This is a genomic window from Pseudoalteromonas rhizosphaerae (genome assembly GCF_902498845.1).
Taxonomy (GTDB): domain Bacteria; phylum Pseudomonadota; class Gammaproteobacteria; order Enterobacterales; family Alteromonadaceae; genus Pseudoalteromonas; species Pseudoalteromonas rhizosphaerae.
Genome location: NZ_CABVLM010000001.1, coordinates 119,912 through 139,408, shown reverse-complemented (window position 1 = coordinate 139,408; position 19,497 = coordinate 119,912). Strand labels below are relative to the sequence as shown.

General features: G+C 40.3%; 13 protein-coding genes. 8 read left to right on the top strand and 5 right to left on the bottom strand.

Annotated elements, in window-relative coordinates:
* Positions 1 to 71: 71 nt before the first annotated feature.
* The gene (locus tag PSR9079_RS00555) at positions 72 to 1,733 is read left to right on the top strand and encodes a methyl-accepting chemotaxis protein (RefSeq protein WP_149980030.1); all 1,662 of its coding nucleotides are present in this window, start codon (positions 72 to 74) and stop codon (positions 1,731 to 1,733) included.
* Between the two features lie 61 nt (positions 1,734 to 1,794).
* On the opposite strand, the gene PSR9079_RS00550 is transcribed toward PSR9079_RS00555, so the two are convergent.
* Positions 1,795 to 3,870, bottom strand: coding sequence for a TonB-dependent receptor (locus PSR9079_RS00550; protein WP_179959130.1), 2,076 nt, complete (start codon positions 3,868 to 3,870; stop codon positions 1,795 to 1,797).
* A 355-nt stretch (positions 3,871 to 4,225) separates the two neighbouring features.
* Here PSR9079_RS00550 and PSR9079_RS00545 point away from each other — a divergent pair, with 355 nt between their 5' ends.
* The 3 genes from PSR9079_RS00545 to PSR9079_RS00535 all read left to right on the top strand — a co-directional run bounded on the left by PSR9079_RS00545 (position 4,226) and on the right by PSR9079_RS00535 (position 7,088).
* Positions 4,226 to 4,522: a hypothetical protein gene (locus PSR9079_RS00545; protein ID WP_145234221.1), complete on the top strand. Its 297-nt coding sequence runs from the start codon at positions 4,226 to 4,228 to the stop codon at positions 4,520 to 4,522.
* Positions 4,519 to 6,093 carry a PepSY-associated TM helix domain-containing protein gene (locus PSR9079_RS00540; protein ID WP_145234223.1) on the top strand — a complete coding sequence of 525 codons (1,575 nt, stop codon included), beginning with the start codon at positions 4,519 to 4,521 and terminating at the stop codon, positions 6,091 to 6,093. Before PSR9079_RS00545 ends, PSR9079_RS00540 begins: the two co-directional genes overlap by 4 nt.
* A 131-nt stretch (positions 6,094 to 6,224) precedes the next feature.
* A complete protein-coding gene (locus PSR9079_RS00535) occupies positions 6,225 to 7,088 on the top strand; it encodes an EamA family transporter (RefSeq protein ID WP_149980028.1) in 864 nt (287 codons plus the stop codon).
* A gap of 72 nt (positions 7,089 to 7,160) precedes the next feature.
* On the opposite strand, the gene PSR9079_RS00530 is transcribed toward PSR9079_RS00535, so the two are convergent.
* The 3 genes from PSR9079_RS00530 to PSR9079_RS00515 form a co-directional block, all read right to left on the bottom strand.
* Positions 7,161 to 8,024 carry a diguanylate cyclase domain-containing protein gene (locus PSR9079_RS00530; RefSeq protein ID WP_145234228.1) on the bottom strand — a complete coding sequence of 288 codons (864 nt, stop codon included), beginning with the start codon at positions 8,022 to 8,024 and terminating at the stop codon, positions 7,161 to 7,163.
* A 253-nt stretch (positions 8,025 to 8,277) separates the two neighbouring features.
* Entirely contained in the window at positions 8,278 to 10,296 is a 2,019-nt protein-coding gene (locus tag PSR9079_RS00525) for a hybrid sensor histidine kinase/response regulator (protein WP_145234230.1), read from the bottom strand.
* Between the two features lie 432 nt (positions 10,297 to 10,728).
* On the bottom strand, positions 10,729 to 12,717 hold the full coding sequence (locus tag PSR9079_RS00515) for a ligand-gated channel protein (protein ID WP_149980027.1): 1,989 nt from the start codon (positions 12,715 to 12,717) through the stop codon (positions 10,729 to 10,731).
* A gap of 120 nt (positions 12,718 to 12,837) precedes the next feature.
* Here PSR9079_RS00515 and PSR9079_RS00510 point away from each other — a divergent pair, with 120 nt between their 5' ends.
* Entirely contained in the window at positions 12,838 to 13,746 is a 909-nt protein-coding gene (locus tag PSR9079_RS00510) for a LysR family transcriptional regulator (RefSeq protein ID WP_149980026.1), read from the top strand.
* Between the two features lie 107 nt (positions 13,747 to 13,853).
* On the top strand, positions 13,854 to 14,543 hold the full coding sequence (locus PSR9079_RS00505; protein ID WP_149980025.1) for a VC0807 family protein: 690 nt from the start codon (positions 13,854 to 13,856) through the stop codon (positions 14,541 to 14,543).
* Between the two features lie 17 nt (positions 14,544 to 14,560).
* On the opposite strand, the gene PSR9079_RS00500 is transcribed toward PSR9079_RS00505, so the two are convergent.
* Positions 14,561 to 15,166, bottom strand: coding sequence for a TetR/AcrR family transcriptional regulator (locus tag PSR9079_RS00500; protein ID WP_145234238.1), 606 nt, complete (start codon positions 15,164 to 15,166; stop codon positions 14,561 to 14,563).
* Between the two features lie 170 nt (positions 15,167 to 15,336).
* Between PSR9079_RS00500 and PSR9079_RS00495 the strand changes: the two genes are divergently transcribed.
* Both PSR9079_RS00495 and PSR9079_RS00490 read left to right on the top strand, forming a co-directional pair.
* Positions 15,337 to 16,386 carry an efflux RND transporter periplasmic adaptor subunit gene (locus tag PSR9079_RS00495; RefSeq protein ID WP_149980024.1) on the top strand — a complete coding sequence of 350 codons (1,050 nt, stop codon included), beginning with the start codon at positions 15,337 to 15,339 and terminating at the stop codon, positions 16,384 to 16,386.
* On the top strand, positions 16,386 to 19,475 hold the full coding sequence (locus PSR9079_RS00490; RefSeq protein WP_149980023.1) for an efflux RND transporter permease subunit: 3,090 nt from the start codon (positions 16,386 to 16,388) through the stop codon (positions 19,473 to 19,475). The genes PSR9079_RS00495 and PSR9079_RS00490 overlap by 1 nt, the downstream gene beginning before the upstream one ends.
* Positions 19,476 to 19,497: the final 22 nt, after the last annotated feature.

Below are 19,497 nucleotides of genomic sequence, written 5' to 3'. Positions count from 1 at the left end.
TGAAATTATATTCTATAGTTATTTAGCATTATTATTAAATCGCATCAGAGGCAATTTTGACAATAAGATTAATGCTAAGAACTGTTTTTGCTCTAGCAATCACAATTGCAGCAGGGCTACTCATTATCATATTACTGTTAAAAACAGGATTATCTGATAGTCAACAATCTGCTCAGCAACGCTATCAACTAAGTCATTTTGCTAAGCTGTCTGCCTCCAACTCAATCAAGCTAACAGAACTCGCCCGACAATATGTTGTAACCCTTCAACCTAGCTATAAAAAACAATACTATGAACTTGTAAATCAAATTGAAGGGACTGAACCCTGGTTAGACGGTCGTAAAAAATCTTATATTGATCGCTTAAAAGAATTTAATGTGAATGAACAAGAACTTGCTTTGCTAAATAAATCTAACTCGCTCTCTTTGCAGTTAGTCAGCACTGAAGAACAAGCTTTTCAATTGGTAAGTAGTTTTGCTGGGCAATCACCATCATTATTAAATACGAGCGAATCAAAACAGTGGGTACAGGCAATAGGACTGCTAACCGATAAGGGATATATGGATGAAGTAGCTAAAATACAGACACCGGTGCAAGAATTTTTAGCTGCGGTAGAAAACAGCAGCTTGCAAGAAGTAATGAATAATAACAATCGTGTTGCTAATTTAAGCCTTATTAGTATTGTGATGGTATTAGTTATAATCACTATTTTAATTTTATGCTACTTACAGCTTGAGAAGCGCGTAATAAAGACAACCACGCTATTAGTCAATGAAGCACAACGAATCGCCAATGGTGATCTAACGCATAAAATTGCTCACTCCGGTAACGATGAAATTGCAGAGTTATCAGCCAGTTTTAATATTATGATCGATAAACTATCTACCTTACTGTCAGAAATTAACTCGCAATCCCAACAAGCCCAAATTGCTGCCAACGAGCTAGATTCTATTGCACAGCAGGCAAGACTGCTTAATGACGAGCAGAGTCAAGCAATTGAGGTGATCTCAAGTTCAGTATATGAAAACTCCACCGCCGTCAAAGAAGTATCAAAAAACTGCTCTGAAGCGGCTCAAAACGCAGGAGATGCAGATGCTAAAACACAAGCAGGGATCGATGTCGTTAATCAGAGTATTCATTCTGTCGAATCGGTTGCTGAAATATTAACCGAGTCAATTAATGATTTAAATGATCTCGAATCTTCAGTTAACGAAGTAGCGGTGATCTTAAATGTGATCAGCAATATTGCTGAACAAACTAATCTATTAGCACTTAATGCTGCAATTGAGGCCGCACGAGCTGGCGAACAAGGTCGAGGTTTTGCCGTCGTTGCCGACGAGGTAAGGACATTAGCGAGCAGAACACAAAGCTCAACAGTTGAGATACAACAAAAAATCAATAGCTTACAGTCTGCAAGTAACGCTGTAACCGAACGGATCCGTAGCAGTGATACGCGGGTTAAAGACGCAGTATCAAACTCAGAAAAAGTGGGCTCAATGCTCAAAGAAATAAGCACCCAAGTGCGCTTAATTTCAGATGCAAACCGAACCATTGCAGCTGCATCCGAGCAACAAGCACAAGTAACCGAAGATATAGCTGAACGCTTAACTGGTATTCAAGATGCCAGTATGCAGTCGAAGTCGCAAACCGCACAAATTTCGTCTTCGTCTAGTGAACTCGCGCAAGTTGCGATTAATTTAAATACACAAATAAATAAGTTTAAATTAAGTTAACGGATCTCTGGATTAAAAACCTCAGGCTTTTATACAGCAACAGCCTAAGGTTTTAGAGTAGCTAAAAACGATAAGTAACTGAAGCACCTAATGTTTGTGGGCTAACAACAGAGACATAACCAGTTGGATACCTGCCACTTACAGGCTCTACACTGGTATAACCTTGTTCATCAAAGGCATTATTAATATAAGCGCTAATTAACCAATTCATTGTGTCATAGCTTATTGTAGCGCGAGTAATAGTGTAATCACCTGCCATGCGCTCTTCACTGTTAGTAAGATCACCGTAATACTCATCGACATAATTTGCACTGACATTGATTTTAAGGTTGTCAGTAAACCAATGAGACAGACCTAAACTGGCTGTAAATGAAGGGGCTGAATTAAGTTCGTTACCAACCGCTTCAGAATACGTTGTAGATGCGTCAATTTTTGTTTTTAACAATCCTAGACCAGCATGTAACTGCCATTGCTCACCTAACATACTGTAAGCCTCAAGCTCTAAACCATAACTATGAGCGTCATCGATATTAGTAATTCTACGATCTGAACTTAATGCCTGATAACCGTCAAAGTTATTGTAAAAGACATTTGCACTGATATTAATGTCGCCGTTATTTAATACACTACGTGTGCCTACCTCATAGGTATTAACAGTTTCTTCATCATAGTAATAATAATCTTCAGCATTAAAGTCGAGTGCACCACCGCCGGAATTATAACCACGCCGCGCACTGGCTGATAAAGTAGTTGCCTCGGTAACTTTGTATTGAATAGCTAAGGTAGGTAATTTAATAGTATTAGAATCATCTAGCTGTTCAGCTAAGGTATCGCCTCTAAATGCCATGTTAAAGTTACGAAGTTGACTTTCATGTTCAACCCGCAAGCCACCTGTTACTATTAACTTATCTGTTAGGTTGAAGCTTGCCTCTGAGTAAATAGCTATCGAATCACTGCTATCATCACCAAAATAATCTGTTGCTCCAGTACTGTCGAAATCTTGATCTCGATCGAAATAAGCTAAGCCAATAAAACCTGAGTAAAAATCACTACTAAGACCGAAGTTTAATTTACCATCAATGGTAATATTTTTTTCATCCATAGTAACATCAGATTCTGCTGTTGCTAGCGGCTCATAAGCATCAAACGCCCAATGATAATCCATATATGCCACCAGCAGATCCACAGAGAAGTTCTCATCAATCTTATATTCAAAATCGATTTGTGTTGTATCTGAATCTGTATCCATTATACGTTGAAACAGTGGTATATAATCAGATGGGTTGTCACCTTCATAATAATGACGACCAGAATTTCCTTTTTCACTGTAGTTTGAATAACTTAGTTGAATTGATAGATCATCAAATGGAGTATAAAGTAATTTTGCTCGGGTGCTTGAGGTGTTTAATTTATTTAGATCGCGATCTGTCGGATTTGTTTCATAGACAGTTGGGTTACTGTAAGTTTCACCATCAACATATTGAGTCGATAACCTAAAAGCAAGTACATCTTCAACTAATGCACCGGAAACAACGGCTGCGGTGTCAAGGTAGCTATCTTGATTGCGGTAACCGACTCGCACTGCGCCTTCAAAGTCTTGAGTCGGTGCTTTGGTTGTCATATAAACAGCGCCAGCAATGCTATTACGACCATTACTTGTTGATTGTGGACCTCGATACACTGCTATTTGCTCCATATCCCACAAACCAGTATCACCGGTTAAATCAGCGACAAACGGCTGACTTACACCGTCAACTAACGTTGATACTCGCGCTTTAGAGCCACCACTAAACGAATTAAACCCTGTTGCTCCACCGTTACCTGACACACCACGCATATCAGGAACTGACCCCGTTAACACCACTACATTCGCCATTTCTGCAAGCGCTTCTGAAACAGATGCTAGCTGACCATTTTCTAATAACGACTTATCGACGACCGCAACTGAGGTAATAGTGTCTTTAAGTGATTTTGCTATTTTTTCACCCGTAACAACGATAGTATCGATTGATTCGCGATTACCCTCATCATCTGCTAATACCTGAGCTTGAGTAAATAACAGCGCGCTGGCAATAAGCAGTGAAAGCTTATTGCGTTTAAATAAAGCAGCCAAAATAATTTCCTTTTTTTGAGACATTTTAAATTGCGCGAAAAAATACCATATCAAGTATAGTATTGCAATTGAGTTTGCTTATCATTTAGAATGGCATTAAAATAAACTATTATTGCTCTTATGTCTCAATTTACCGTTATTGTTATCTTACTCATTGCTATAACTGTGCTCTACTGCAGTAATCGCCATCAAAGATTACTTACTAAACCTATTTCTAAACACTGGCGTACACTTGCGCTAATGCTGTTTATAACTGCAATTATCATTTCTTTTTCTACACTGTCTAAATTAGCAGCAAGCTTCTTTATTATTTTAATACTGATGCTCGCTTTAATGGTCATGCCATTTGCAAGCTTAATTAAAGTGAAAGGGCTAAGAAATGACATCTGAGCAAAGACAAAAAATTCAACCAACTTGGCTTGGTAAAAGTTTAGCTGGTGTATTGCTGGGTTTAGCGCTGGCTTATATTCTGATTGCTTTTTTTGCTTGGTACGGCCCAGGCGGAATTGATGCCCAAGACAAGGTTCAATTTAATATGTGGATGATCCCGATTTTATGGCTCACGCTCTTTAGTTTTACTTATTTATTTAATTCAGCGAGGCAAGCTTGGCTCATACTCGGTGGAGCAAATGTTATCTTGTATAGTTTATTTTTGCTGTTAAGGGGTGGATTATGAAAGTAAGAGCCGATATTTTACGCACCTACCAAGGTGTGCATACATGGACGGGGATCATTGCAGGTTTAGTACTTTTCATCGGCTTTTATGCTGGTAGTTTGACCATGTTTAAACATGAAATCCAACAATGGGCAGAGCCAACTACTGCACCACTTACCGATCCCACTACTACAAACTATCAAAGCTTAGTCGACAAAGCCATCACTGTTTATCCTGAGCAAATGGCAAAAGGTTTTGAACTCGACCTTTTAACAACAGCTGCGCCACTGTCGTGGTATACACAAGGTCAAGCTCGTGGCATGCACCTAGATAATCAACAGCAAACAGCATATCTTGATGAAGATCAAAAGCTGATAATTGCTGATCAAGCAGAACATAAACTTGCTGATTTAATCGATTACCTACACCGTACCGCAGGCTTTATTGGTGAAATTGGCCACGACCAATCTGGCGTTTACATTCTTGGTATTGCTGCAGGACTGTATTTTTTAGCCTTGGTGTCCGGTGTAATTATCCTTTTACCAACACTGGTAAAAACATTTTTTGCGCTGCGAAAAGAAAAAGGCCCGAGTCGCTTTTGGTTAGATAGCCATAACCTTATTGGCGTTGCGAGTTTGCCCTTTCATTTGATCATTGCGTTTACTGTTATTGTATTTGCTTTTCACGACTTAATTTATGATGGTTTGGCCCAGTTTTATGGTGACAAACCACTATTTGAGCGTCCCCCAACCGCAACACACGCTTATAACATCAGCGAACTGAAACGTATTGATACACAAATACTAGCGGCTAAGGGCTATGCTACAGGCTATGAGCCAATACATATTAGCTACAGTCGATTGAATTTAGCGTCCCCTTCCGCTGTATTTAAAATGAGTAATGATTCTGCAGTGGTACGTGGACCTGATACGGATTATTTATTTATGAACCCGTATACTTTAGAGATCAGCGGATCAACTTACCCACAGGGTGAAGAAAGCTTCTGGGGCAATTTTGTCGCGAGTATCTTTTCACTGCATTTTGGAACATATGGCGGTGAGTGGGGTCGCTGGGCTTACTTTATAATGGGACTATTCGGCGCATTGCTTTTTTATTCAGGCAACTTATTATGGATAGACAAACGAATGAAAAAAGATGCAAATAAAACCGGCACACATATTATGGCAAAGTTAACGATTGGCGTGTGTTTAGGATCCATGCTCGCTGTTGTTGCAGTATTATTGTTAGCAAAATGGAGTAACATACTGATAAATAACATTAATCACCATTATATGCAGTGTTATTATGTTGTTTTTTTTATTTCCTTAGCCTACTGCTTTACACTAGGCGCTAACAAAGCAAGCTATACTGGCTTAATAACATTATCGATTCTAACCGTATGTTTACCCATCTCGAGTGTTATTCAAGGCCTGAATAATTTAGCTCTGCTCCCCTATTACGAAAGCTATTCTGTTGATTTTATAGCCACACTTTTCTCAGTTATGTTTTTCTTTATCGCTAAACGCTTAAAGCAAAAACCCATTAAAGATAAAGTAATTCTGGATCACAAAACAATAGAGTTCATAAGGTAAATAAAGGCTCACGCATTGTTTAATACGTGAGCCTGCATCACTTAATGGCTGCTATTTATCGCAAATATATTAAATTGTTACATTAATCTGTACACTCTGCAGATAATTTCCTTTTTCATTTTTTATACGTTATGTCTCGAGTTATTTCTCCTTTTTTCATTGCTGTTATTTGCGTATTACTTGCCATGGTGACTATTCAATCAGGCGCTTCAATTGCTAAGCAACTGTTTCCAATAATTGGTCCAGAAGGGACAACCGCACTTCGTTTAGGTTTCTCAGCAGCTATATTGTGCTTAGTGTTTAAACCTTGGCGCGCCTTTCCACCACTGGGTCAACGCATGCCAATTATTGTTTATGGCTTATGCTTAGGCGGTATGAACATTTTATTTTACTACGCCATTGAGCGTATTCCATTGGGGATTGCAGTCGCACTTGAATTTACCGGCCCGTTAGCGGTAGCGCTGCTATCATCGCGACGTAAGCGAGATTTATTTTGGGTCGCCTGTGCCATAGCGGGGATTGTAATGTTGCTCCCGGATATGAAAGGTGAAGAAAGTCTCGATCTACTGGGCGTGATTCTGGCACTGGGAGCTGGTGCGTGTTGGGCTGGCTATATCTTATTTGGCAAAAAAACGGGTAATCAAAGCTCTGGCGGGATGACTGTTGCCCTTGGTATGAGTGTCGCTGCACTTATATTAGTGCCTTATGGTGCTATTTCTCAAGGTGGTGCACTACTAAACTGGGAAGTGATCCCTTTAGGTTTATTGGTTGCTATTATGTCAAGTGCCCTACCTTATACACTGGAAATGGTTGCACTGCGTAATATGCCTGCACAAGGGTTTAGTATTATGATGAGCTTAGAGCCCGCTATTGCGGCACTTGCTGGCTTTATAATTTTAGGCGAGTTATTAACTCTTTGGCAATGGTTAGCCATTCTTTTGGTGATAGTTGCATCGGTTGGCAGTTCAATGTCTACAAGTAAAGACAGCAACTAACAAACCAAAAAAGACGTAAAAATATTAGTTATAAAGCTAAATGTTGATTTTGATCAAAGGGGAGTAACGTGTTTAGACAATACGATTACCCCCTGCATTTTTTGCAACATACATTGCTTGATCTGCATGTTGAATAAGTTGTTGTTCATTCTCGCCCATTTCAGGATAACTGGCGATACCGATACTGACTGAAAGCTGTAATGAATGTTCATCTATCACAAAAGCTTGTTCGCACTCTTTGCGGATTTTTTCAGCTGTTTTATGTACGTCTGAGCGTAAGCTAATCCCATGAAGTAAGACTAAAAATTCGTCGCCACCTAAACGCCCAACAGTATCAGACCCTCGAATACACCCTTGTAGCCGAGCAGCAATGGCTTGTAATAATCGATCACCACATTGATGCCCATATGAATCATTAACTTCTTTAAAACCATCAAAATCTATAAATAGTAGCGATAATTCAACCTGCTGTCGGTCAGCTTTCGTTAATGTTGATTGAATTCGGTCAAGTAACAGCATGCGATTGGGCAACCCAGTTAACTGATCATGTCCCACCATATGTTGTAATTGCTTTTCAAATTTTTTGCGCTCGGTGATATCATGAGCAACAGCAATTCTGAACTGATGTGAATCAGACCAGCGGACAGACCATAATATATGCACCACTCGCCCGTCTTTTCTCACCCAACGATTTTCAAAGCGCGGTTTAGAGCCCCCAGATAATAACGTATTTACTGCGTCAAGCGTGATCTCAATATCTTCTTTATAAACAAAGTCGAGCATTGGTTTACCAATTACTTCGCAAGGCTCGTAACCAAAAATGTCTTTAAAAGCCGCGCTCACAAAAACAAATACCCCTTGCTTGTCAACCACGCAAACAGCGTCAAGCATCAGTTCAAGTACATCCGAGAGACAAATCACACCACTATTTTTCATTCAACTCCATGCCTCAAACAGTAAAAATACAGTCTTTATTATTTATTTACAGTACCCATCAGTTAAGCAATCAATCATTGCGTAATAGTGTATAACGTATCTTAGGATACGGTTCATTGCTGTTGAGAGCTATAAAGAAATAATAATATATTGCGATAATAAAACTAATCATAGTGCGTTTTATCAAATACCACATTAAAAAACATACAAATATTAGGCCACGTTATGTTTCTCTGTTAATAAACTAGCTTATTTATTTAGTTTTGCTCTTTCCTACAGCATTAACTACCGCTTCCTCAATCGAATGTAGTTTAAAAGGCTTTGAAATAAACATATCCATGCCAGCTTCTTTGCACGCAACTTTATCGGTAGATGATGTATTTGCAGTTAATGCCACTATTAAGGTATCTGCATAAGGACAAATATGTTGTGCTCGCAAAATTTTAGTGGCCTCAAGTCCATCCAGCTGCGGCATCACGCAATCCATAAAAATAAGATCGTATTTTTTTTGCTTACACTTTAAAATTGCGTCTTCGCCATCAACTGCAAAATCGGCTTTAATATTTAATTTTTCAAGCGAAGCGTCCAGTACCAATCGGTTTATTTGGTTATCATCAACAACTAAAACCGATAAATTAGTTGCCGCTATGACAACGTTTACCCGAGGATTATTTTCGATTTGTACTGCGCCGACTGCAAGTGGGATATCCACGATAAATGTCGTCCCCTGATTAAAAGTACTATCAACCGTTATTGTCCCCCCCATAAAATCAATCAATTCTTTTACGATTGCCAAGCCTAAGCCGGTACCACCTTTACTCTTTTTGGCGTCTATTTCTTGTGTAAAAGGTGAGAACAATGAATCTAAAAATGAGTTGGTCATCCCCCTTCCGCTGTCACACACTTCAAGATGCAAGGCTAATTTATCACCGACTACATTCACATCAGCATTAAATTTTACCAAGCCTTCGTCAGTGAATTTTAACGCGTTACTTAATAAGTTTGACGCAATTTGGCTCAGCCGAGCATTATCGCAATAAGCCCAACAGTCATCTGCTATCGTTATATTTGTTTGAAAATCAACCTTACTATCTCTAAACAATGGAATGTACAACGAAGCAAGATCAACAAAAATTGTTTTTAATAAAAAATGATTTGGTTCGAGTTTTAACTCACCGTGGTTTATTTTTGAAAAGTCGAGCACTTCGTTAATTATACTCAGTAAAATATCCGCGCTACGCAAAGCTATCTTTAGTTTTTCAACTCTCTTATCTTCACGACGCTCACCTAATAGCGTAGTTAACATTCCGGTTATGCCGTTCAATGGTGTCCTGAGTTCGTGACTTATTTTAGCTAGTAGCATGCTTCTATCTTCTAACATGCGCTCTGCTTCTGCTTTTTTATTTTTTAACTCTTCGCGAAGCATGACCGATTCAGTCACGTCTTGTAAGGTACCAAATAACCTCACACATCGACCATTTAATAATTCAGCTTCACCAAATGTTGATACCCACAAAGTCTGTCCATTAGCGGTAACAAGTTCGAGGTCGAGATGCCATTTCTCGCCACTTTGTATTGCAGAGTTCACTGCATTAACGATGCTTTCTCTGCTTTCTCCTGCTTTAAAAAATTCAGTCGCAGCATTAAGATCAGGAACATAGCTATCACTAACTTGGTAAATACGTCGTGTTTGCTCGCTCCAAGTGACTTTATCAGTGAGTAAATCAACTTCCCACGTGCCAATATTTGCTACAGCCTCTAATTTTAACAGCGTATTGTTGTTTTTAATAAGCTGTTCATTGGTGATCTTGCGGGCAAACTCAGCACCCAGCCATTGTGCAAATAGCTCAACGTAGTCATGGGCTTGTTGTGAAAAGGGAGTTGAAACAGCCGGTGATGAAAAGTTAACTGTACCGAATACATTTGAACCGACTTTTATTGGCGCCCCAATATAAGATTCGAGCTGGAAATTTAGGTAACATGGGTGGTTTGCAATGCGACTACTCGACGCTTTATGAAAAGTAAGCGCGGCATTTGCTGCGAGTGTATGTACACAATAAGTGCCTTCTAAATCAAACGTTGTACCAGAAGCTAAAGAATTATCAGGTGTTATAACGTAGAGCACGGTATAAATATTTTGTTCAATTTTACTAACAATCGCGATATCTAAATTAAATACATCAAGCCCAAACTTGAGCAAACTATGCGTTTTCTCGTCAAAACTTTGACTTTGATCAGATACAATATCATGGAAGCTTCGAAGGAAATTCAAATAAATACCTCGTATTATTTTGCATAGCGACAGATGCTATAGCTAAAAAATCTTATCTAACCACTTCATATTGGTTAATTATTATAGCGTGTAATTAAATATTTACCTTACTAAGGAGACTGACCTTTCGGGATTAAAATTTGTTCAATTTAGGTTTAACACTTAGAGCATAGTATGTTTGCCAGTTATGCTGCGTTATCGCCTATTTATGGGGAATTACCACACTACATAAGCTCAGCCTAGCCTAAAAGCCAAACACATTGCTGCAAACTTCGAAATAGAAACACACGCTACCCTAACTTTAGAGTAGAAACTTTTCATCAGCAATAGTTTATTTATATTTTCAGTTAGTTATAAAGCTCCATTTATAAAATAAGGCCTCAATTGAGACCTTATTACTTAACCTAAGCAGGGGTTACTAAGTGGTATGCATTAAAACTGCCACCCGAGCGATGCCCAATAACGGCGTCCGTCTTCGACATAACCATATTCATTCTCAGTGATATCTTTATCAAATAGGTTATAAATACCAAAGCCTAACTTTACGCTTTTAGTCAAAACATAATTACCACCCACATCGGCTAACGTGTAGTTAGGTGCAATTAGGCTGCTTTGTGAAGGTCCTGTGGTTGGTTGACTTTCCTCACCACGATAATGCACACGTAACCACCCCCCTAACTTATCGCTTGGCTGCCAGTTTAACGATGTTTGCACTATATGTTTAGGTAACTGATTGAGAGGACTGCCTTTATATTGCCCGGTTTTTTGCTCAGAATCGGTATAAGTGTAATTAGCGCTTAAACCTAAATCGCTGGTTAAGTCGTAAGAAACTGAAAATTCAAACCCTTGAGTCACGGCTTCATCAACATTTACATAGGTTGTCGGATCTGAACCAAACTGATTTTGGCCATCCGTGCATTGCGTAAGTGGGCATGCAATTCGCGTAATTTTGTCATCAAACTCATTGTAAAACACCGTACTTGAGATTGTGTAATCACCACGTGGATCGTAATAAATACCCATTTCATAATTCAATGACTTTTCAGGACTAAGATCTGGGTTGCCATAGATATTGCCGCCTCGACTTACTTGTCCCCAGTCTGCATTTGATTGACGAATATTAGGCGCTCTAAAACCTGTCGAAATACCACCTTTGATAGTGATAGCCTTAGAGGCGGTATAAACACCATATAAACGTGGACTCCAATGGCCTGAAAAATTATCGTCGTGGTCGTAACGCAAACCTGTGGTGAGCTTAAATTTGTCGCTGGTGCTCCACTCATCCTCAGCAAATACCGACCACTGTTTATTTTCTACATGGGTTAACTCGCTGATCCTATTACTCGTGTAATCATCAAGCACTTCTTTTAAGTAGGCTGCACCAAGCGTCGCGTTATGACCGGCAAAAATCGGTAAAGTCCAACTGGTTTGCGCATCCGTGTTTTCAACAAACATTTCACGAGAAGTATTATCGTACTTATCGTATTTTAAATAGCTGCGCGAGTTACCAAAGTCATAATAACCGTTATGGGTTAACGAGTAAGTTTGTTGCTCATACTCTGTTGTCGATGATTCTGGGCAACCTCTTCGGCCACAGCTTTCACCCGGCGCCAATGGTTCAACTGTTTTACCCAGTGTGTTTTCAAATTTTTGCTGCGCGCTGCCAACCTCTAGCATTATTTCGTGATTATCGTTTGGCGTTAAAATAAACTTTGCTTTAAGGTTACTTTGCTCTTTGCCCCTAAAGCCTGAAGTAAAGTTATCTTCGTCACGTTTTGAAAACTGCCCATATAATTGCACACCTAATAATTCTGGGACAAGTCCACCAGCTGCGAAAAAACTACCTTGATTAGTATTACCTGAGTCGCTACTTTGTTGAACTGTACTGTCTAAACGCAGCTCACCATACCACTGCTGGGGTGTTTTTCGAGTAATAATGTTTATCACCCCACCGATAGCGTCTGAGCCATACAAGGACGACATAGGCCCACGTATCACTTCAATGCGTTCAATTGCAGAGATTGGCGGTGTCCATGCACCTTCAACACCTGGTCCATCACTGTTTGGCCTTGTTTCACGTGATGATTGTCGCTGGCCATCAACTAAAATTAATGTGTATTGGCTAGCCATGCCTCGCAGGCTTATATCTTTGCGATCGCCACCGCCAGTAACCACAACTCCAGGGACATCGGTCATTGCATCGGTTAAGTCACGATAAAAGCGTTTTTCCAGGTCTGCGCGATCAATCACACTGATGCTTGCTGGCGCGTCCTTTAACATTTGCTCATAACCTGACGCTGATACCACGATAACTTCCATATCTTGTTTCATTTCATCAGCTAACACTATTGAGCTGGATAAACTAAGCGCGGTTAAAATGGCGCTAGTTAACGGTATTAACTTACAACTTACCGTGTTCATGATTTTTCTCCGTGACAAATGCAGTTTAAATGATAATAATTAGCGTTTGCATGGTAGTGAGATGTTCCTTTTTCTACAATGTGTATTTTCTTAAAACTGTATTAAGTAAGACTTAACCAAATGAATACAAAATTACTTCGCACATTAACTGTATTTGTGCGCATTGTTGAAACGGGTAGTATGAGTAAAGCCGCAGTTGATCTTGCCATGACCACATCAGCAATTAGCCAACAAATCAAACAAATAGAGCTTGATATTAAGTTGAGCTTATTTAATCGCAGTCCACGAGAACTGACACTCACCGAGGCTGGCGAGATTTATTATCAAAGCTGTGTAACCATCCTCACCGCTGCAAAACAAGCTGGTGAAAAGCTGCAATATTTACAAAACAGCCCTAGTGGTCAATTAAAGTTAGTAGCACCGGTTGGATTTGGTGGCGGAATATTAAGTGAACCGCTTAAAAAATTAACCAACCAGTACCCTGATTTTGATGTGCAACTGACTTTATCTGACGAACCCCTTGATATAATAAAGTCGGGCGCTGATTTGGCTATAGCGATTGGCCCGCTGGATGATTCAAGTTTAGTTGCTCGGCCTTTGGCGAAGTGGCCACTCGTATTATGTGTGCATAAAAGTCACCCATTGGCTGAGCATTGCACACTGTCGCCTTGGCAGTTAAACCATCATACTCGTATCTCGCATTGCACTGCAGATCACCCACTAACGCATAGTTTAAACAGCCAAAAAAAAGCGCTCCCAAAACCACGTATCGTGGTTAATAACATGCACAGTATTATTCAATTAGTGTGTGATGGCGTTGGTTATGCAATTTTACCAAAGCCAGAAGTACAATCATTATTGCTAGAAGGAGAACTCGTTGAGTTATGCACTGACTGGCAACTGCCCACCTACAGTGTGTATGCAATTACCCCAGCAAGAGATATTTTGGCAGGTAAAACCAAACTGGCTATCGAAATTTTAAAACAGCACTGTGATGAAATCTCAGATTCATTAAAGCAGTCTGCATAAAGCAAATTATCCTAAACTTACTTGTAACTACTGCAACACAGCGGGTCTATATCTTAAAGTAACTTGTGTATATACTTTATGTATTGAATACCAATGATTGATGCATAATGACAGCGGCAAAAAAGAAGAGTAATTTTTTTAGTAATATAATTTTTAATATTATTTTACCTGCGGTGATTTTAAGCCGCTTTAGTACACCTGATACGTTAGGCCCGGTATGGGCAGTAGTGGTAGCACTTGCTTTTCCGCTGTTATTTGGTTTGTGGGAACTTAAACAATCAGGCAAAGTAAACTTTTTCTCAGTACTTGGCATTATCAGCGTACTACTTACTGGCGGTATCAGTTTATTTGAACTTGACCCAGCTTATATCGCGATTAAAGAAGCGATGGTACCAGCAATTATTGGTGTGATTGTATTGATCAGCCAGTACACCCCTTATCCGCTGATCCGTAAATTACTAATTAACCCTGAATTGCTTGATATTGATAAACTTATGCATTCGTTAGAGCAACAAAACAACACCGCGGTATTTGATGCAAAAATGCGTCTTGCCGGTTTTATTGTTGCCAGTGCGTTCTTTTTATCTGCAACACTCAACTACTTTTTAGCGAAAAGTATTGTTGTTAGTATGCCCGGCACCACAGCTTATGCCGAAGAGTTAGGACGTATGACTTGGTTAAGCTACCCAGTCATTGTGGCGCCGACTATGGTGCTATTAGGCGGAGCAATTATTTTCATTTTTAAGCAAATAGGTAAATTAACTAAACAACCTATCGATGAATTTATATTGCAGTAAGTGGTTACTCAAAAGCCTTAGCGATACATTTTAATAAACCGCCTTACGCAATCTTCAATATATGCTGCTGGCGGTACATCATTAATTTTTGCGTGCCCAAGTGCATGGCGTAATTTCCAATCACCTGTGGCCATGCCCAGTAACTGTAACGTGGCAAACTTAGGGTTGTCGATATCAAGCAAGCCCGCCTGTGCAATACTACATAAGCAGACCTCTACCTGCTGCATCACTACTTTAGGGGCGGCGTCATAAAACAATAAGGCCAACTCAGGGTATTCATCTTTGTGCGCTACGCACGTGTCGTATACTTTCAATGCCTCGGGTGAAAATACCAGTGTAATAAAATTAGTCACAACACGTAGTAAGTTTTCCTCTAGGCTTTGCGCTGGCTCAAAACGCTCTTTACGTAAGTTTGAGGAGGAACAATGCGCTGTTACAGTTTCAACAAATAGATTATTTTTGTCTTTGAAATGACTATAAACCGTTTGTTTAGATACTTGGGCTAATTTAGCAATTTGATCCATGCTGGTATTAGGAAAGCCTTTATCCATGAACAAGGTCGTTGCAGCTGTAATAATTTGTTGTCGTTTTTGTTCTGACCGACTTAGGGTAGTTATTTCCATTTTCACCTCAAATCAAACTAGACAGTCTAGTTTGATTGGTTTATATTTATACAAAATTAGACTCTTGAGTCCAATTCTAAATCATTCTGCGTCTAGCACAAAGCATAACTGTGTTTAATGCACCTGACTAACCACGCTGATTTAACATGGCGATAAATAAGGATATTATAATGAAAAAATATCTGCTTAGTGCATTCATTTTATTCACACCATTTATATGTTACGGCGAAAGTCTGGTTCATGTAGCTGCCTACACAGTACAACAAGAGGCGGGCTATTATCAAACACGTACGCTTAGTGGCAAAGTGGTCATACAAAACGATGCAAAGTTGAGTTTTGAATTTCCAGGAAAAATTGCACAAATTTATTTTGATCAAGGCGAGCAAGTAAAACATGGTGATATTATTGCACGCCAAAATACGCAGCTTTTAGTTATCGAAGAACAAAAACTTCAGGCGCAAAAACAACGAATTCAAGCACAACTTACCTTCGCTGAACTTGAAAAAAAGCGTTTAGCAGAACTTGATAAAAAGAACTACTCGGCCACCTCGGCACTTGACCAAGTTAAAACCAATATCGCTGTACTTAACGCAGAACTAGCCTCAATAGCAGCAAGCTTGAATGAAGTCAGTATCCGCACTGAAAAGGCACATTTAACCGCGCCATTCAACGGTATTTTAGGCCAGCGCTTTGCCTCACAAGGTGAAATTGTTGCAGCCAGTACAGCGATTGTGCGTTTAATCGAAAACCAACATGCGCAAGTTAGCATGGGGATCCCACTGACACTGCAAAGCACCATCCAAAATAGCATGGACATTGAGATTGCCGGACAAAACTTTACTGCACAATCTATCAGTAAAGGAGCGAGTATCGACCCACATACACAAACCTTAACAATGCGCTTTGCTTTGCCAACTAGCGCAGTTGTTTATGCTGGCCAATTAGCAAAATTAACAGTGCAACAATATCAGCAACAAAGCGGTTTTTGGGTGCCTCTTGATGCCCTTGCCGATGGTGTGCGCGGTACTTGGCAGGTTTATCAAATAAAAAACAAGGTACTAAAACCTATCATTGTGCAGCTTTATTATGCCCATGATGGCTATGCGTTTATTGGCGCCCCATTACACAATGGTGCGCAAATTGTTGCCAATGGCATGCATAAGCTGTCGGCCAACATTTCGGTTAATGTTGTTGCAAATCAACCAACCAAGGTGCTGTGATGATCCGCTATTTATTTAATCACGGGCGTGTCCAAGCGCTTTTAGTGGCGTTACTTATCGTTAGTGGTTTAGCTGCGATCAGTGGCTTAGCACGCAGTGAAGATCCTCGAATAACTAATCGCATCGCTATCGTAACCACCGCTTTACCTGGCGCCAGTGCTGAACGAGTTGAGGTGCAAATAAGTGAAAAAATCGAACAAAAACTAAAATCCCAAGCTGAAGTAAAGCATTTATCGTCGATTTCTCGTCCTGGGCTCTCAGTGATCACCATTGAGCTAAAAGACGAAGTCACGAACGTTAAACCCATTTGGTCGCGAATGCGTGATTTATTAGGTGATGTCAACAACCAGTTGCCAGTAAATGCTTCATCACCGCTACTAGATGACGAGCGTGGCTATGCTTATACTCGTATCTTATCGCTTAACGCCAATGACGATATAACCACATTAGCAACGGTTAATCGCTATGCAAAAGAACTGCAAAATCAATTACGTAATGTTTCGGGTGTGGAGTTGGTGCATTTTTTTGGCCAAGTTGATGAGGAAATTTTAGTTGCGGTTGATCAACAAAAAGCCAGTTTAGCCGGTATTCCATTAGCGCATATTCATGCAGCTATTCAAGGTGCAGATGCAAAAGTAGCCGCTGGTACCCTTACAAATGACAAATCGCAAATGCAAATTGAAGTGACCGGTGCGTTTGACTCGATTGCTCGCATTGGCGCAATTCCACTAAGTAGTAATCAAAATGCAGGGCAATATCAACTCTCTGATGTAGCCCAAATTACTCGCTCAGTAAAAACCCCCGTGAACGAAATTGCATTAATTGATGGAAAACCCGGTATTTATATTGCGATCCGCATGTTACCAAACTTGCGTATCGATACTTTTTCTAAGCGTGTTGATGTCGCCATCGATAACTTTAGCCAAGACTTACCAAGCCAAATTTTACTCCAAGATATTTTTGATCAACGCGGTTATACCCAAACTCGTTTAGCCGATTTACTCAGCAATATTACCGTGGGGTTTGTGCTTATTCTAGTGGTATTATTTATCACTTTAGGTTTTAAAGCTGCTCTGGTTGTCGGCACCGCGTTACCTTTAACCGTATTGTTTACGTTAGTAAGTATGCAGCTCTATGGCTTACCTATTCATCAAATGTCGGTTACCGGTTTAGTCGTGGCACTGGGCATTATGGTTGATAACGCCATTGTCATCACCGATGCTGTTCAGCGCTTTCGCCAACAAGGCCTAACAGCTTTAGCCGCAGTAGAAAAAGCCGTAGCACATTTTTGGCTTCCACTGCTTGGCTCAACTCTAACAACTATTTTAGCGTTTGCACCGATTGTGCTGATGCCAGGTGCTGCAGGAGAGTTTATTGGCGGTATTGCCTTAAGTGTTATTTTTGCCTTAATTGGTTCATACCTGATCTCACACTCTTTAGTGGTGGTATTTGCAGGGCAATTCATCAATAACGAACAGCGTACTGGTATCTTTTATCAAGGTATACGCACACCTAGACTCAGTAAACGCTTTGAAGCAACGTTAAAGCGTAGCCTAGAAAAACCAATACTCACTTTACTACTGGTCTTTATACTCCCTGTTGCCGGTTTTTTTGGGGCAGGACAACTCACCGAGCAGTTTTTCCCGCCCTCAGATCGCGATATGTTTCAAATTGAAGTGCATTTTGCCCCTCATGTGAGTATTACATCAACTCGACAAGCCATAGAGAAAATGGATCAACTAATTCGGCAATCTGAAGGCATTGAAAAGCTCGATTGGATGATCGGAACTAATTTCCCAAGCTTTTACTATAATATGCTCCAGCGTAATCGCGGCGCCAATAACTATGCGCAAGCGATGGTAAAAGTAACCGACTTTGAACGTGCCAACGAGTTAATAAAAAGCTTGCAAATACAACTTGATAAAGCATTTCCAAACGCACAAACTTTAGTCAGAAAGCTTGAGCAAGGTCCACCATTCAATGCACCAATCGAAATGCGTATTTATGGCCCAAGCCTAGATACTCTCTCTGAACTGGGCCAACAATTACGCACGCAGCTCATTGCTCATAACGATATAACCCACACCCGTCCAACCTTATTGTCGGGCTCGCCTAAACTATGGTTAAACACCGATGAAGCAGCGCTGACTCATGCAGGATTAAGCCTAAGTAATATGGCAACACAACTACAAAACCAGTTCAATGGTGTCGTGGTCGGCAGTATTATTGATAATACCGAAACCGTTCCCGTACGTGTTAGAGTTGCAGATAAGCGCCGAGATGATATTAGCTCGCTATTTAGTACGCAGTTAAATACGCCAGCCAGTTCAAGCCAAATAGATACTGCACAACCGCTAGTGGTTGAATCATTTGCCAGTGCAACACTGAGCCCTTCTCGTGGCTCTATCGCTCGCCGTGACGGTGAACGTGTTAATATTATCGAAGCTTATTTAGCAACTGGCGTATTACCGCAAACCGTACTGAATGAAGTGACCGCCACCATTGCACAATCAGGCTTTGTATTACCCCATGGCTACAGATTAGAGCTCGGTGGTGAGTCGCAAAAACGCAACGAAGCGGTTGGTAAATTGCTTGGCCAAGTGGGGATTATTGTCGTGTTATTGATCACCGTACTGGTGATGTCATTTAATTCATTTACCACCACAGGGCTAATCTTAATAAACGCCCTGCAAGCTGCAATGCTGGGCTTGCTCAGTGTATTTATTGCTGGCTACCCGTTTGGTTTTACTGTGATCATTGGTTTATTGGGCTTAATGGGACTGGCCATAAATGCCGCCATTGTCATTTTATCAGAGTTAAATTCACTGCAAGCCCTCACTGATAAAAACAAAATCGTTGCCGCTGTGATGACTTGCTCACGCCATATCAGCTCCACTACTATCACCACCGTTGGTGGCTTTTTACCACTCATACTCGCCGGCGGAGGTTTTTGGCCTCCGTTTGCCGTCGCTATCGCAGGTGGTACTGTATTAACCACTGTGTTGTCATTTTACTTTGTTCCTGTGGCATATTATTTAGTATCAAAACGCACGCTACGCACAAAAAAACATGGAATTAACGCACACTAGTAAATTTAAATTAATATCTTTA